Origin of the sequence: Bradyrhizobium sp. R2.2-H (assembly GCF_004346455.1) — a bacterium.
Lineage (GTDB): Bacteria > Pseudomonadota > Alphaproteobacteria > Rhizobiales > Xanthobacteraceae > Bradyrhizobium > Bradyrhizobium diversitatis.
Genome location: NZ_SMBR01000002.1, coordinates 182,948 through 198,671, shown reverse-complemented (window position 1 = coordinate 198,671; position 15,724 = coordinate 182,948). Strand labels below are relative to the sequence as shown.

The window sequence follows — 15,724 nt, the reverse complement described above, 5'->3', positions numbered from 1 at the left end:
TGAAAAGGCGCAGTCGGATCGGGTGAGATGCATCGATCCAACCAATCCCGCCCAGGGTTTGGCTTACACGCCACTGGATGAATTCATGCCGGTGCCCGACGCGAACTGGGCCGGAACGTCGATCGAGAACAGAGCAGTAACTTTGCGTAGTAAAGTTTGGAAGAAAAACGCCATAATTTCAATATATTAGGCGTTGGTTTGGTGCGCTCGGAGGGACTCGAACCCCCACGATTTTACTCACTGCCACCTCAAGGCAGCGCGTCTACCAGTTCCGCCACGAGCGCTTTGGGGATGCCGGCTTGAGGCTTGAGGGCCAGCCGGATCAACGGCGCCGATCTAACAAATCCATCAGAGGGGTACAAGCCTGCAAAGGCCCTGAATTCCACAAGCTTTGCAGGAAAGTTCCAGCCCTCTGCCCGAATCGGCCCGTGCTGGTCCCCAGGCCGCTACCGCCTGCCCCGCGGCCTTACCGGGTCCCCGGCGTGCGCGGCAGCATCTGCTTGACCTCGACCGCGATCCGGTTGCGATCGACCAGCACGACGCCGGAGGCAACAGGCAGATTATTGGCCAAGACCTTGACCTCGTCGGCCTCGGTAGCATCCAGCTCGATGATGGCGCCGCGGGAAAGACGCAATACTTGATGGATCGGCATGGTGGTGGTCCCGAGGACGACCATGAGATCCACGGTGACTTTATCGAGAGTGGGCACTGTCAGGACCGCCGCGACATGGGACTCTTCATTTGCGCCTGCGATCATCACCACGTTATGGTTAGCCAATGGTTAATTCGCCTGAAAACCCCCGCCAAAGCCAGCGTCAAGAGCTCGATCTGACGTCGTTTTCCGCCGCAGGCGGCGAGCCCGTCGAATGGCTCATCTCGGATGCACCGGTGCCGTACCCGGATGCCGTTGCCATCATGGAGGCCCGGGTCGCCGCGATCGCGGCGGGCGAGGCCCCGGAATTGGTCTGGCTGCTCGAACACCCCCCGCTCTACACCTCGGGCACCTCGGGCAAGCAATCCGACCTGCTCGATGCGCGATTCCCGACTTTCGCGAGCGGGCGCGGCGGGCAGCTCACCTATCACGGGCCGGGCCAGCGGGTGGCCTATGTCATGCTCGACCTCAAGCGCCGCCGGCCTGACGTGCGGGCCTATGTCGCGAGCCTGGAGGAATTGATCCTGCGCACGCTGGCTGCCTTCAACATTCGCGGCGAGCGGCGCGAGGACCGGGTTGGCGTCTGGGTCAGGCGACCCGACAAGGGAGCCGATCACGAGGACAAGATCGCGGCGATCGGCGTCCGCCTGAAGCGCTGGGTGTCGTTCCACGGCATCGCCATCAATGTCGAGCCGGAGCTGTCGCATTTCGCCGGCATCGTGCCCTGCGGCGTTGCCGATCCCCGCTACGGCGTCACCTCGCTGGTCGATCTCGGCCAGCTCGTGACCGTGGCCGACGTCGATATCGCGCTCAGGCGGGCGTTCGAAGAATTGTTTGGGCCAACCCGCGCGCTGCTGCCGGAAGCCGTTGCCTAGCGCTACCGCGTTCTGCGCGGAATCGGCTATACTCGATTCCGGCGTCGCCCACGCCTCCCCCCTCCGCCGGGAAAGCAGACTTCCTGCCGGGCGAATTGATCATCGGACCGACTGTTCGAGCGCTGGGCATAAGGAGGGATTGCGATCATGCTCGCAATGGGAGGTTCTCACGATGAGACTGTCTGCGCCGATCTATCATCTCAAGCGCAAGGCGAAGCGCCTGTCCCGCGAGGAAGGCATTCCACTCCACGACGCGCTTGACCGCATCGCCACAGCGGAAGGGTTTTCCGCCTGGAGCTTACTGGCGGCAAAAGCTGCGGCGGAGACGCCGGCCGGCAAGCTGTTTCCTCAATTCCGGCCGGGCGAGCTGGTGCTGCTGGGTGCGCGACCCGGTCATGGCAAGACCCTGATGAGTCTCGAACTCGCGGTGGAGGCCATGAGGAAAGGCAGCCGTGCCGCGTTCTTCTCGCTCGAATACACCGAGAGAGACGTTCTGGACCGCTTGCGGGCGATCGGCGTGGAGCCAGCGCAGTTCGACAAAGTGTTCGAGCTCGATTGCTCCGATGCGATCAGCGCCGATTACGTCGTCAAGCAGATGGCCCCCGCCCCGCGCGGCACATTCGTGGTGATCGACTATCTGCAATTGCTCGACCAGCGGCGGGAAAATCCCGACCTGACCGTTCAGGTGCGCGCGCTGAAATCGTTTGCACGCGACAAGGGGTTGATCGTCGTATTCATCTCGCAGATCGACCGATCCTACGATCCCGCAGTCAAGCCCTGTCCTGATCTCAGCGATGTCCGCTTGCCGAACCCGCTGGACCTCAAGCTGTTCGACAAGACGTGCTTCATCAACAATTCGGAAGTTCAGTTCCGCGCAGCGAGCTGACGATCCCTCGCAACCGGTCGCGGGTGAGATTGCTCACCCGCGATCAGGCATCACGCCGCCTGCAGCGAAACCTCGAGCTTGCCGGCGATGTAGCGCCGCTCCTGGGTCAGGCCGCCAAAGCCGTAGGCATCGCCCTTGACCTCGTCGACATGCAGGTAGGTCTCGGGATGCAGCGGGCCCAGGATATCGGCCATGCGCTTGAACATTGCAGCGAGATAAGCCGCCTTCTCGTCCTTGGTGTTGGTGCCCTCGGTAACGCGGATGTCGATCCAGTAGCTTGCGAGCTTCTGCTCGGCGAGCGACTTGCCGCCCGCGAACCAATCGTGGGTATCCACGGACTTCACGATGATGGCGGTGACCTTGGGATCCTTGTGCAGGATCTTTGCCGTGAGCTCGGATACGGCATTGGCGATGTCGGCCTTCAGCGGCGGCGACTGGCGAGACGTGGCGTAGGACACTTTGATCAGGGGCATGGTGGTTCTCCTCAAGATGCTGCGCCGGGCCTTGCGCGGCGTTGGTGAGAAGCTAGACCTGGGACCATGATTTTGGTATCTTATCGAGACTTATATCAGTGATAACAATCCATAATGAACGCAACGCTCGACATCGCCACGGTCCGGGCCTTCCTGCTGGTTGCCAACCTCCAGAGCTTTACCCGGGCGGCCGAAGCACTCGGCACGACGCAGGCGGCTGTCAGCCTCAAGCTGCAACGGCTGGAGACGTTGCTGGGGAAACGCCTCGTCGAACGCTCGCCGCGCGCGGTTCGGCTCACGGCCGATGGTACTGATTTCCTCGATCGCGCCCGCGCGCTCATGGAAGCGCATGACCGCGCGTTCTCCGGCGAGGCTTCCGCCGCGCAGTCGCTTTCGCTCGGCATCTCCGACCATGCCGCGGGCCCCGAACTGGTGACGCTGCTCGAACGGCTGCACGCGATGTCCGCGAATCTCACGCTCGCCGTCACCATCGGTTTCTCGCGCGAGATGCAGGACGCCTATGATGCGGGCGAGCTGGACGCGGTGATCGTCCGCCAGGAGGGCAGCCGCCGCGGCGGCGAGAAGCTGGCTGATGACGAGTTCGGCTGGTTCGCGTCACGGCGTTTGACGCTCCCGAAGGGCGAAGCACTGCCGCTGGCAACGCTCGCCCCGCCGTGTGGCGTCCGCGCCATCGCCGTGCGCGCGCTCGACAGGGCCCGCACGCCCTGGCGCGAGCGTTTCGTCGGCGGCGGTGTCACGGCCGTGGTTGCGGCGGCGCTTGCCGGACTTGCAATCGCGCCGCTGGCGCGGCGGATCGCGCCTCCGGGCCTGGTCGATATCGGGCCTGCGCACAAGCTGCCGAGGCTCGGCAGTTCGAAGGTGATGCTGCATTCGAAAGTCAGCGATCCCGCCAAGCTCGCGGCACTGCGCGCTGTAGCCGCGACGTTCCGGAGCCTGGCGACGAGCCAGCGGCCGATCCGAGGAGCCTGATTACCCGGCGGCCACCGTATATAGTGCGGATATTGCCTAAAAATTTCCCACAGAACGGGAACTAATCCGCCATGTGCGGCGTTTGTCCCCGTCGAGGCGGGGTCCGGAATGACCGAAAAGTTCAGTCAACAGAGAGACTTGTTCGAGAGCGAGCGCAGTTTCCGGCTGTTGGTTGAGGGAGTCGCCGACTACGCCCTCTACATGCTTGACCCCAAGGGAATCATCACCAGCTGGAACATCGGCGGCGAACGCATCAAGGGCTATTCCCCCGAGGAAATCCTCGGCCAGCATTTTTCCCGCTTCTACACCGAGACCGACCGCGCCAATGGCAAGCCTGCGCGGGCGCTCGGTATTGCCCGGGAAAAGGGCCGATATGAGGAGGAAGGCTGGCGCGTCCGAAAGGACGGCACGTTCTTCTGGGCCAGCGTGGTGATCGACCCGATCTACGAGAGCGGCGCGCTGATCGGCTTCGCCAAGATCACGCGCGACATCACCGAACGTCGCAATGCCCAGCTCAAGCTCGAGGCGATGCAGAAGCAGCTCGCCGAGGCGCAGAAATTCGACGCACTCGGACAGCTCACCGGCGGCGTTGCGCACGACTTCAACAATCTTCTGATGATCATCAGCGGCAGCCTTCACATCCTGAAGAAGAGCGCCTCTGGCGACCCCAAGCTCGAGCGCGCCATGTCCGCGATCGAGACCGCCACCAAACGCGGCGCCGCGCTGACGAACCAGCTCCTCACCTTCGCGCGGCGGCAGAGCGTCAACCCGCAGGCGATCGATTTCGCCGAACGCGTCGCGGCCATCCGCGAGGTGCTCGACGCCGGAGTGGGCAGTTCCGTGCATCTCGCCTTCGACATTCGCTCCGACACATGGCCGATCAAGGCCGACGTCTCCGAGCTCGAGACCGCGCTGCTCAACCTCGTCATCAATGCCCGCGACGCGATGCCGGACGGTGGCACGGTGACGATCGGCGCGCGCAATATCGTGCTGAACGAACCTCCCCTCGCCGGCGACTTCGTCGCAATCGACGTCACGGATACCGGGCTCGGAATTCCCTCCGACGTTGTCGACAAGATCTTCGAGCCGTTCTTCACCACCAAGCCGATCGGAAAAGGCACCGGCCTCGGCCTCTCGCAGGTGCACGGCTTCGCTCATCAGGCCGGCGGCACGATAACGGTCGCAAGCGAGCTCGGAAAGGGCACGACATTCACCATCATCCTGCCGCGCGGCACAGATGCGCCGTCGCGCGAGACATCGGGGACGCCTCTCCGCGGCAGCGGCACGGTGCTGCTGGTCGAGGACAATCCCGACGTCGCTCTGGTCAGCACCGGACTTCTGGAGCAGCTCGGCTATCAAGTGCGCCGGGTCGCCGATGCCGAAGCGGCACTGCGCGAGATCGAGAGCAACGGCGTCGACTTCGTGTTCTCGGACATCGTCATGCCCGGCAAGATGGATGGGCTCAGCCTCGCCCGTCGCCTCCGCCAGATCCGCCCCAGCCTGCCGATCCTGCTTGCCACCGGCTACAGCGAGGTCGCCGCCGGCGTGCGTGGCGATTTCCCGATCCTGCGCAAGCCCTATGAGATCCACGAGCTGAGCGAGGCGATCGCCAAGCTGCCGCGATGATTTCCTCTTCGCCTCTCCCGCGTGCGGGGAGAGGCCGGAATACGCGCTGAAAGCGCGAATTCCGGGTGAGGGGGAGTCTCCGCAAGGGCAACTCTCACCGTCCCCGCGGAGACTCCCCCTCACCCCAACCCTCTCCCCGCAAGCGGGGCGAGGGAGCAGACCTACACCGTCGGCAGCACCGAGAACGTCTCTCCTGCCCGGCGCAGATTCAGCTCATCCACGCTCGCGGTTTCACTGGTGACGCTGTCGACGCGCGAGGACGGCGGGCCGTGGCGGCACAGCGCGACCATGTCGGCAACGTGCTTCGGCGCACCGGCGAACAGCGCTTCCACGCTGCCGTCGCGACGGTTGCGGACCCAGCCTTCGAGGCCGCTCGTCGTCGCCTGATACTCGACCCAGGCCCGATAGCCGACGCCCTGCACGCGTCCGCGGATCATGACCTGGAGAATTGCCCGGCTCACTTGTTCAGTCCGAGGACATCGGCGCTGCGCACCCTGGCCTCGCTCTCGCGCATGACACGGGCCATCAGCTCCGGCGACGCCAAGCCCTTGAGGCTTTTCGGCGCCGTGCCCTCGCGCAGCGCCCTCTGCGTCTCGTAGACGGCCTGTGTCGCGGCGGCGATCGGCGCATGACCCTGGAGTGCGATGCGTACGCGCCGGCTCGCAAGGTAATCGAGCGCGTTAAACTCGTCCGGCGCACCGCCGAGCACGATCGGCAGGCGCGTGGCAGATGCGATGGCCTCGAGCTCGGCGCGCGACTTGATGCCGGTGAAGAACAACGCATCGACCCCGGTGGCCTCATAAGCCTTGGCGCGGCGAAGCATCCTCGATCGAGGTGATCGCGGCAGCGCCCGTGCGGCCCATGATCACCAGCGACGGATCGCTGCGGCCGCCAAGCGCCGCCTTCATCTTGCCGACGCCTTCCTCGAGCGAGATCAGCTGCGCCTTGGTCTCGCCAAAGGCAGCCGGCAGCAGCGTGTCCTCGATGGTGAGGCCGGCGGCGCCCGCCATCTCCAGCTCCTGCACCGTGCGGCGCACGTTGAGCGCATTGCCGTAGCCATGGTCCGCGTCGACCAGAACGGGGAGCGTTGCGGCGCGGGACATCCGCCGCATCTGCTCGGCAAGCTCGGTGAGCGTGATCAGCGTGACATCGGGATCGCCGAGCACGGCGAGCGAGGCCACTGATCCCCCGAACATGCCGAGTGGAAACCCGAGGTCCTCGGCAATGCGGATCGAGATGGCGTCGTAGACCGAGCCGGGATGGACACAAGTTGCGCCCGACAGGATGGAGCGAAGTTTCTCGCGGCGGGAACGAAAGGCCATGGGTGCCTCACTCCAAATTCCTCATCCTGAGGGCGCGCTCTTGCGCGCGTCTCGAAGGATGCAGGCCCGGCTGGTGGCCTCGCCCTTCGAGACGCCGCGCAAGCGCGGCTCCTCAGGGTGAGGGTCTTCTGTTGTGCCTGAAGACGCTTTACGCAAACTCCAGGATCAGCGCGTCCACCGCGAGTGTCGCGCCCGCGCTGGCGTGGATCTTCTTCACGGTGCCGTCCTGCTCGGCGCGCAGCACGTTCTGCATCTTCATGGCTTCGACCACCGCCAGCGTCTCGCCGGCCTTGACCTCCTGCCCCTCGGTCACCGCGATCGAGACCACGAGGCCGGGCATCGGGCACAGCAGCTTCTTGCCGGTGTCGGAGGCCGTCGTCACCGGCATCAGCCGCGCAGAGGCCGCCTCGGCCTCGGTCCAGACATAGACCGGCACCTCGACGCCCTGATGCGCGAGGCGGATGCCGTTGGCGATCGGACGCGCCTGCACCGCGACGAGGTGACCGTCGATGGTGCCCTGCCAGACCGGATCGCCGGGCTTCCACGGCGACTGCAAGAGATTCGCATAGCCGGCCTTGCCGTCGGGATCGATGAAGCGGATCACGATCGCCTCGCCCTCGCGTCCGACCTCGAGCAGGATTTCCTGGCGGTCGAGCCAGACCGAGCGGCGTCGCTCGCGCTGCACGATGCGGCCGCCCATCTGGCCCGAGATCTGCCGCTTGCGCTCACCGAGCACGTGATCGATGGCGGCGCCGACCGCGGCGATCCGCCGCGCGACCTCGCCTTCGGGCACGCGCACCGCAAAGCCCTTGGGGAATTCCTCGGCGATAAAGCCGGTCGAGAGCCGTCCCTCGCGCCAGCGCGGATGGTGCATCAGCGCGGACAGGAACGGGATGTTGTGCCTGATGCCGTCGACGTAGAACGAATCCAGCGCGGTCGCCTGCGCCTCGATCGCGGCCGCGCGCGACGGCGCATGGGTGACGAGCTTGGCGATCATCGGATCGTAGTGGATCGAGATCTCGCCGCCCTCCTGCACGCCGGTGTCGTTGCGGATGGTGATGCCGTCCTTGCTGGCTTCCGCCGGCGGGCGATATTTCACCAGGCGCCCGATCGAGGGCAGGAAGTTGCGGAACGGGTCTTCGGCGTAGAGACGCGACTCCACCGCCCAGCCGGTCAGCGTGACGTCCTTCTGCGCGATGGCGAGCTTCTCGCCGCTCGCGACGTGGATCATCTGCTCGACGAGGTCGATGCCGGTGACGAGCTCGGTGACGGGATGCTCGACCTGGAGGCGCGTGTTCATCTCCAGGAAATAGAAGCTCTTGTCCTGCCCGGCCACGAACTCGACCGTGCCGGCGGAGTCGTAATTCACGGCCTTGGCCAGCGCGACCGCCTGCTCGCCCATCTTGCGGCGGGTGGCTTCATCCAGCAGCGGCGACGGCGCTTCCTCGATAACCTTCTGGTTGCGACGCTGGATCGAGCATTCGCGCTCACCGAGATAGATCACGTTGCCGTGCTTGTCGCCGAGCACCTGGATCTCGATGTGGCGGGGATCGACGATGAACTTTTCGACGAAGACGCGGTCGTCGCCGAACGAGGCCTTGGCCTCGGCCTTGGCGAGGTTGAAGCCCTCGGCGACCTCGGCCTTGGAATGGGCGATCCGCATGCCCTTGCCGCCACCGCCGGCGGAGGCCTTGATCATGACGGGGTAGCCGATCTCGTCGGCGATGCGGACCGCGTGCTTGTCGTCCTCGATGACGCCGAGATAGCCCGGCACGGTCGAGACTTTTGCTTTTGCGGCGGCCTTCTTGGACTCGATCTTGTCGCCCATCGCGGCAATTGCGCCCGGGTTCGGGCCGATGAAGACGATGCCGGCCGCCTCCAGCGCACGCGGAAACGCCTCGCGCTCGGACAGGAAGCCGTAGCCGGGATGCACCGCCTCGGCGCCCGTCTTGCGGCAGGCCTCGACGATCTTCTCGATCACCAGATAGCTCTCGGCCGCCGCGGGCGGGCCTATCAGCACCGCCTCGTCGGCCATCTCGACATGGAGGGCATCGCGGTCGGCCTCGGAATAGACCGCAACCGTTTGAATTCCCATCTTGCGGGCGGTCTTGATGACCCGGCAGGCGATTTCGCCGCGATTGGCGATCAGAATCCGTTTGAACATGCTTTTCTTGAGTCTCGACCTTGGGCGGGACCCGTCTCCTGGCCGTTGGGGCCTATGGGGACGGGCCGTGTGGGTCCCGTGGTACATCAAAATGGGCCGGAGGCAACGGTCTAAATCCGGGGCCTCTGGCGTACCAGCGCAAGACCGAAATGGGCCCGGCGAGCCCTAGGGACGCCGTGCCGCTTCCCGGGGCTTCCCGGCCTTGGCCACGTCCCGGACCAGGCCGTGAATGAAGCCGAGTTTGGCGACCACCGCGGGCGACAGGATGAAGGGATAGAGGTCGCGCAGACCCATGGCGCGGTTGACACTGTTCATGGCGAAGGTGAAGGGCAGCCATGCGTTGACCAGCGCCTCGATATCCCTTGCCTCGTAAGGGTTGAAGCGGATGCGCGCCGTCAGTTCCCCATCGCGGTCGACCCTGGGGCGCACCTCCATGCCGAACTCGGCGGCCATCTCCAGCGTGTCGACGATGTGGAGGTAGTGCGCCCAGGTCTCGGCGAAGTCTTCCCACGGATGCATCGTGGCGTAGGCCGAGACGTAGCTCTGCTGCCAGTCGGGCGGCGGGCCTTCGGCATAATGGCGCTGCAAGGCCTGACCGTAATCGGCCGCATCGTCGCCGAACACGGCGCGGCATTGGTCGAGCTTGCCGCCGTCGCGCACCAGCACGTTCCAGAAATAGTGTCCGACCTCGTGGCGGAAATGCCCGAGCGGCGTCCGGTAGGGCTCGCCCATTTCGAGCCTGCGCCGCTCGCGCTCGATGTCGTCCGCCTCCTTGAGCGCAATCGTGATCAGGCCGCTGTCGTGGCCTGTCATGACCTTCTGTCCGCTGTTCGGATCGTCGGCAAGGAAATTGAAGATCAGCCCATGTTCGGGATTGTCCTGCCGGGTCTGGAGCGGCAGCCTCCAGCGGATCAGGGCATAGAGTAGACGGTGCTTGGCCACCTCCAGCTCACGCCATCCAGCAAGCTGCGCCGGATCGGAGAGGTTCGGTACCGTCCCATTGTGGCGGCAGGCGCGGCAATAGCCGGTGGTATCGTCCGTGTCTGTCAGCCAGTTGCAGGCGTCGTACTCGGCATTCCGGCACAGCATCCGGCCTTCGCCGTTGTCGGCCAATGTCCGCCAGGCTTCTCCCTCGGGCTCGATCGCCGACATTGTCTCCTTCTCCGGCATGAAGGCGACACGATGGCCGCAGCGTTCGCAGGCACGATTCTCGAAATAGAGAACGTTGCCGCAGGCCTGACAGACGAAGAGCTTCAAGATTTAGCCTCTTTGGAAAGGGATTCTTACGAGAGAGAATTGGCCCCCCGCGAAGACGCCCCGATCAGCAGATCGTTCCAGTCTCCGGAACAAATTGCCAGATCGGACGTTGCCACCGCGTCGTTTCTCGCGTTCAGGCACGCGCTCCTATTTTCCGATACTTTACCCTCTAAACAATGGCCATCACGCTCCGTCTGTGTGAATATTGGTTCGGCACGCGCACACCCGCATCACAACGGCCGATGCCTTGAACGATCCCTTGCCCGAGACCATCGCCGCCGAAAGGCTGCGCCAGCACCTCGAAGACGTCGCGCGCGAGCGCGATTACGCCTATCGCGCGCTGCAGGAGCGCGAGGCCGAGCTGGCACGCATCCAGCGTATCGGCAAGGTCGGCGGCGTCGAGGTCGATTTCCGTGAAGGCTTCAAGAACCGTCGCTCGCCCGAATATCTGATGATCCACGGCCTGCCGCCGGAAGCTGCCGAGGAGTCGCACGAGGATTGGGTCAACCGCATCCATCCCGACGATCGCGACGCGGCCGTCAAGCATTTCTTCGAGGCACTCGCCGGAACGAGCGAAGACTACAGCGCTGAGTACCGCATCATCCGTCCCAGCGACGGCGAGACCCGCTGGATCCGGGTCGTCGCCAAGATCGAGCGCGACAAGGACGGCCGCGCCATCCGCCTCGTCGGCGCCCATATCGACATCACCGACCAGGCGCTGGCGCGCGAGACGCTGCGCGAGAGCGAGGAGCGCTTTAGGCTGATCGCCGACAGCGCGCCGGTGCCGATCTGGGTCACCAAGCTCGATCGCAAGCGGTCCTTCGCCAACCAGGCCTATGTCGATTTCGTCGGCCTGCCCTACGATCAGGCCATCGACTTCGACTGGCGCAAGGTGCTGCATCCCGACGACCTGCCGCACGTGCTCCAGCAATCCGTCCAGGGTGAAGCATCCCTCAAACCCTTCGTGCTGGAAGCGCGGTACAGGAACGCAAGCGGCGAATGGCGGTGGCTTCGATCGGAATCGCAGCCGCGCTGGGACCCGACGGGCAAGCATATCGGCTTCATCGGCGTCGCCCACGACATCACCGTCGCCAAGCAGGCCGAGATCGAGCTCCGGCAGCTCAACGAGACGCTCGAACAGCGCATTGCCGAGCGCACCGCCGAGCTCGAATCCAACGAGGCACGGCTGCGCGCGATCCTGGAGACCAGCAACCAGTATCAGGGCCTGGTCAATCTCAGCGGTGAGCTGCTTTACGCCAACAAGACCGCGCTGGACGGCATCAAGGCACGCTCGTCGGATGTGATCGGAAAGCCGCTCTGGGACACGCCCTGGTTCACCGGCACGGACGGCATGAGTGCCGCCGTGCGAGAGGCCTTCGACACGGTGCTCAAAGGCGAAGCCGTACGGCTCGAAATGCGCCTGCGCCTTCCCATCGGCGAGCGCGATTTCGATTTCGGCATGCGGCCCGTGCTCGACCGCCACGGCAATATCACCGGCGCGGTGCCCGAGGCGGTCGATGTCACCGAGCGCCGCCGCGGTGAGGAAGCGCTGCGGCAATCGCAGAAGATGGAGGCGATCGGCCAGCTCACCGGCGGGGTCGCGCACGATTTCAACAATCTCCTCACCATCATCCGCTCGGCCACCGACTTCCTGCGCCGCCGCGAGCTGCCGGAGGAACGCCGCCGCCGCTATGTCGATGCCATCTCCGAGACGGTCGAGCGCGCCTCCAAGCTGACGGCGCAGCTTCTGGCGTTCGCGCGCCGGCAGCCGTTGAAGCCGCAGATCTTCAATGTCGGCAGCCAGGTCGAAGGTGTGGCGCAGCTGGTCCGGCCGCTGGTCGGCAGCCGCATCGAGATCGCCGTGGAGGTTCAGGATCCCGATTGCTTCACCGTGGCCGACATCGCCCAGTTCGAGGCCGCGCTGATCAACCTCGCCATCAATGCCCGGGATGCCATGAATGGCGAAGGCCGCCTCACCATCGCCGTGCGCAAGGTCCAGGGTATCCCTCAGCTGCGCGCGCAATTGGCGCGCAGCGGCGACTACGTCGCCATCTCCGTCACCGACACCGGAAGCGGCATCGCGCCGGAGCATCTCGATTCGATCTTCGAGCCGTTCTTCACCACCAAGGAGGTCGGCAAGGGCACGGGCCTCGGCCTCAGCCAGGCCTTCGGCTTCGCAAAACAGTCCGAGGGCGACATTTCGGTGACGAGCACGCAAGGCAAGGGCGCGACCTTCACCATCTATCTGCCGCAGGCGCAAAGCCCGGCCACCGAGAAGGAAGCCGCGGCGCTGACCAGCGAGACCGCGACCACCGGGCGCGGCTACCGCGTGCTCGTGGTCGAGGACAACGACGAGGTCGGCCAGTTCTCGACCGAACTTCTGGAAGACCTCGGCTACGTCGTCCGCCGCGTCGCCAACGCCAACGCGGCATTGGCGATCCTCGGCGAGAACGAATTTGCCGTCGACCTCGTGTTCTCCGACGTCATCATGCCCGGAATGAACGGCGTCGAGCTAGCCGGCATCATCCGCGAGCGCTATCCGGGCCTGCCCGTGGTGCTCACCAGCGGCTACAGCAACGTGCTCGCCGAAAGCGCCCATCGCGGCTTCGAGCTGATCCAGAAGCCCTACTCTGTGGAATCGCTGTCGCGCATATTGCGCAAGGCGATCACGGAAAAGCTGTCGGTGGTGCGGTAAGTCATCCTCCGTCGTCGTCCCGGACAAGCGCGCCGCAAGCGCGCGCCGATCCGGGACCCATAACCCCAGGGAGAAGTTGTGCAGCAAGCTGGCCACTGCGAGTCTTCGCCCAAACTGCGCCCTGTGGCTATGGGTCCCGGATCGGTGCTGACGCTTGTCCGGGACGACGGCTGAGTGTTTGGCAGGCTGCGATCTCAACGACGATCGAGAAACCGATGTCCAGCGAATACCCCGATCAGGCGAGGCGCGCCGGCCGCGCGCTGGATGCGGCCAATTTCTTCCTCGCCGACGTCCGCGACGGGCTCGGCCCCTATCTCGCGGTCTATCTTCTCACCGAGCAGCATTGGAATGAGGCTCGCATTGGCCTCGTGATGTCGATCGCGACGATCGCCGGCATCGTCGCGCAGACGCCGGCCGGTGCGCTGGTTGACGCCACACGGGCGAAGCGGCTGGTGATGGTCGCCGCTGCGATTCTGGTGACACTCGCCTCGCTGTCGCTGCCGTTGTTCCCCAACCTCCTGCCGGTGATAATCTCGCAAGGCATCGCGCAAGCCGCTGCCGTGGTCTTCCCGCCGGCGATCGCCGCGGTCTCGCTTGGCATCTTCGGGCATGCCGCATTTACCCGGCGCATCGGCCGCAACGAGACTTTCAACCACGCCGGCAACGCCGTCGCGGCCGGCATCGCCGGCCTCTCCGCCTATTGGTTCGGACCGACCGTCGTGTTCTACCTTCTCGGCGCCATGGCGATCGCGAGCCTCGTCAGCATCCTGGCGATCCCCGAACGGGCCATCGACCACGATCTCGCGCGCGGACTGCACCACCCTCGTATCAATGGCGCACCCGAACACCCCTCGGGCCTTGGCGTGCTCCTGACCTGCCGTCCGCTGCTCATATTCGCTGTCTGCGTCGTTCTGTTTCACCTCTCCAACGCGGCGATGCTGCCGCTGGTCGGACAAAAGCTCGCGCTCCAGGACAAGAACATCGGCACCAGCCTGATGTCGGCATGCATCGTTGCGGCGCAAGTGGTGATGGTTCCGTTCGCGATGCTGGTCGGCGCACGGGCCGACCGCTGGGGGCACAAGCGGTTCTTCCTTGCCGCATTGTTGATCCTGCCGATCCGCGGTGCGCTCTATACGCTCTCCGACAATCCGTTCTGGCTGGTCGGCGTGCAGCTGCTGGATGGCGTCGGCGCCGGCATTTTCGGGGCCATCTTTCCCGTCATCGTCGCCGACCTCATGCGCAACACAGGCCGCTTCAACGTCGCACAGGGCGCCGTCATCACGGCCCAGAGCATCGGCGCGGCACTGTCGACAACACTGGCGGGCGTGATCGTGGTCGGCGCCGGCTACAGCGCAGCATTCATCACGCTCGGCGCCGTAGCGGCGATCGGTGCCGTGATCTGCCTCCTCGCCTTGCCCGAGACGCGGCAAGGCGACGACGGCGATCCGCGCCCGCGGGGGAAGACAGCGGCGTCCGCATCGGCTATCGCTGCCGAATGAATCCACTCCCATTCGAGAACTGAGCCGTGCCGTCTGACGCCATCTGGACCTGGAGCATCATCGTCGTCGCGACCGCAGGCGTCATCGTCCGGCCCTTTCGCCTGCCCGAGGCGCTCTGGGCCGTGATCGGCGCCAGCGCGCTGCTGCTGTTAGGTTTGCTGCCGTGGCCCGATGCGTTGACCGGTATCGAGAAGGGCGTCGACGTCTATCTCTTCCTGATCGGCATGATGCTGATCGCCGAGCTCGCCCGGCTCGAAGGCCTGTTCGATTATCTCGCCGCGCTTGCCGTGGAGTATGCACGTGGCTCACCGCAGCGGCTGTTCCTGCTGATCTACCTCGTCGGCACCCTCGTCACCGTGCTGCTCTCCAACGATGCCACTGCGATCGTGCTGACTCCGGCCGTCTATGCCGCAACGCGCGCCGCCGGCGCAAAGCCGCTGCCCTATCTGTTCGTCTGCGCCTTCATTGCCAATGCCGCAAGCTTCGTGCTGCCGATCTCAAATCCGGCCAATCTCGTCGTGTTCGGCGCGCGCATGCCGCACCTCACCGAATGGCTGCGCCTGTTCGCCTTGCCCTCGGCGGCCTCGATCCTGCTCACATACGTGGTCCTGCGCCTGAGCCAGCACCGCGCGCTGAAGGAGGAGACGATCGCCCGGAGCGTGCCGCATCCGAAGCTTGGACGCGGCGGCAAGCTCACGGCAATAGGCATCGTCGCGATCGGCATCGTGCTGGTCACCGCGTCGGCGCTGGATAGGCAACTGGGCCTGCCGACCTTCATCTGCGGCGTCGCGACGGCGGCGATCGTGCTGCTGATCAACCGGCAATCGCCCTTGCCCGTGCTGCGCGGTGTCTCCTGGAGCGTGCTGCCGCTGGTCGGCGGGCTCTTTGTCATGGTGGAAGCGCTGGTGAAGACCGGCGTGATCGCGCAGCTGAGCGCGCTGCTGCACCAGGCGGTCGCGCAATCGGTGCCCCAGGCGGCCTGGAGCGTCGGCATCGCCACCGCGCTTGCCGACAACATCGCCAACAACCTTCCGGTCGGCCTCGTCGCCGGCTCGGTCGCCGCCAGCGATCATCTGCCCGCACCGGTCGTCAGCGCCATCCTGATCGGCGTCGATCTCGGCCCCAATCTGTCGGTGACCGGATCGCTCGCCACCATCCTCTGGCTGGTCGCGCTCCGGCGGGAGAAGATCGAGGTCGGCGCCTGGCCGTTCCTCAAGCTCGGCCTGCTGGTGACGCCGCCTGCCTTGATCGGTGCACTGGCGGCCGCCATCAGGTAGCGGCAAGG

At 65.2% G+C, this 15,724-nt stretch carries 12 protein-coding genes, 1 tRNA gene and 1 pseudogene; 7 read left to right on the top strand and 7 right to left on the bottom strand.

Annotated elements, in window-relative coordinates:
- Positions 1-199: 199 nt before the first annotated feature.
- Positions 200-284: transfer RNA gene (locus tag EDE08_RS05095), tRNA-Leu, on the bottom strand.
- A 182-nt stretch (positions 285-466) separates the two neighbouring features.
- On the bottom strand, positions 467-709 hold the full coding sequence (locus EDE08_RS05090; RefSeq protein WP_011088012.1) for a FliM/FliN family flagellar motor switch protein: 243 nt from the start codon (positions 707-709) through the stop codon (positions 467-469).
- A gap of 68 nt (positions 710-777) precedes the next feature.
- Between EDE08_RS05090 and lipB the strand changes: the two genes are divergently transcribed.
- On the top strand, positions 778-1,527 hold the full coding sequence (lipB, locus tag EDE08_RS05085) for a lipoyl(octanoyl) transferase LipB (RefSeq protein ID WP_131867785.1): 750 nt from the start codon (positions 778-780) through the stop codon (positions 1,525-1,527).
- 172 nt (positions 1,528-1,699) lie between these two features.
- Complete coding sequence (locus EDE08_RS05080) at positions 1,700-2,413, top strand: DNA helicase (RefSeq protein ID WP_131867783.1); 714 nt, start codon at positions 1,700-1,702, stop codon at positions 2,411-2,413.
- A 50-nt stretch (positions 2,414-2,463) separates the two neighbouring features.
- Here EDE08_RS05080 and EDE08_RS05075 read toward each other — a convergent pair whose 3' ends face one another.
- Entirely contained in the window at positions 2,464-2,886 is a 423-nt protein-coding gene (locus tag EDE08_RS05075) for a tautomerase family protein (protein WP_131867781.1), read from the bottom strand.
- A gap of 114 nt (positions 2,887-3,000) precedes the next feature.
- Between EDE08_RS05075 and EDE08_RS05070 the strand changes: the two genes are divergently transcribed.
- Entirely contained in the window at positions 3,001-3,876 is an 876-nt protein-coding gene (locus tag EDE08_RS05070; protein WP_131867779.1) for a LysR family transcriptional regulator, read from the top strand.
- 108 nt (positions 3,877-3,984) lie between these two features.
- Positions 3,985-5,502 carry a PAS domain-containing hybrid sensor histidine kinase/response regulator family protein gene (locus EDE08_RS05065; RefSeq protein ID WP_131867777.1) on the top strand — a complete coding sequence of 506 codons (1,518 nt, stop codon included), beginning with the start codon at positions 3,985-3,987 and terminating at the stop codon, positions 5,500-5,502.
- 161 nt (positions 5,503-5,663) lie between these two features.
- On the opposite strand, the gene EDE08_RS05060 is transcribed toward EDE08_RS05065, so the two are convergent.
- The 4 genes and pseudogenes from EDE08_RS05060 to EDE08_RS05045 all read right to left on the bottom strand — a co-directional run bounded on the left by EDE08_RS05060 (position 5,664) and on the right by EDE08_RS05045 (position 10,245).
- A complete protein-coding gene (locus EDE08_RS05060; protein ID WP_131867775.1) occupies positions 5,664-5,963 on the bottom strand; it encodes an acylphosphatase in 300 nt (99 codons plus the stop codon).
- Positions 5,960-6,824 (bottom strand): annotated as a pseudogene (locus EDE08_RS05055) (isocitrate lyase/PEP mutase family protein). Before EDE08_RS05055 ends, EDE08_RS05060 begins: the two are co-directional and overlap by 4 nt.
- 148 nt (positions 6,825-6,972) lie before the next feature.
- Entirely contained in the window at positions 6,973-8,988 is a 2,016-nt protein-coding gene (locus EDE08_RS05050) for an acetyl-CoA carboxylase biotin carboxylase subunit (RefSeq protein WP_131867773.1), read from the bottom strand.
- Between the two features lie 165 nt (positions 8,989-9,153).
- Positions 9,154-10,245, bottom strand: coding sequence for a zinc-binding metallopeptidase family protein (locus tag EDE08_RS05045; protein WP_131867771.1), 1,092 nt, complete (start codon positions 10,243-10,245; stop codon positions 9,154-9,156).
- A 229-nt stretch (positions 10,246-10,474) separates the two neighbouring features.
- Here EDE08_RS05045 and EDE08_RS05040 point away from each other — a divergent pair, with 229 nt between their 5' ends.
- The 3 genes from EDE08_RS05040 (at position 10,475) to EDE08_RS05025 (ending at position 15,716) form a co-directional block, all read left to right on the top strand.
- Complete coding sequence (locus EDE08_RS05040) at positions 10,475-12,940, top strand: hybrid sensor histidine kinase/response regulator (RefSeq protein ID WP_165935787.1); 2,466 nt, start codon at positions 10,475-10,477, stop codon at positions 12,938-12,940.
- Between the two features lie 215 nt (positions 12,941-13,155).
- Positions 13,156-14,439: an MFS transporter gene (locus EDE08_RS05030; protein ID WP_131867765.1), complete on the top strand. Its 1,284-nt coding sequence runs from the start codon at positions 13,156-13,158 to the stop codon at positions 14,437-14,439.
- A 26-nt stretch (positions 14,440-14,465) separates the two neighbouring features.
- A complete protein-coding gene (locus EDE08_RS05025; RefSeq protein WP_131867763.1) occupies positions 14,466-15,716 on the top strand; it encodes an arsenic transporter in 1,251 nt (416 codons plus the stop codon).
- Positions 15,717-15,724 lie beyond the last annotated feature (8 nt).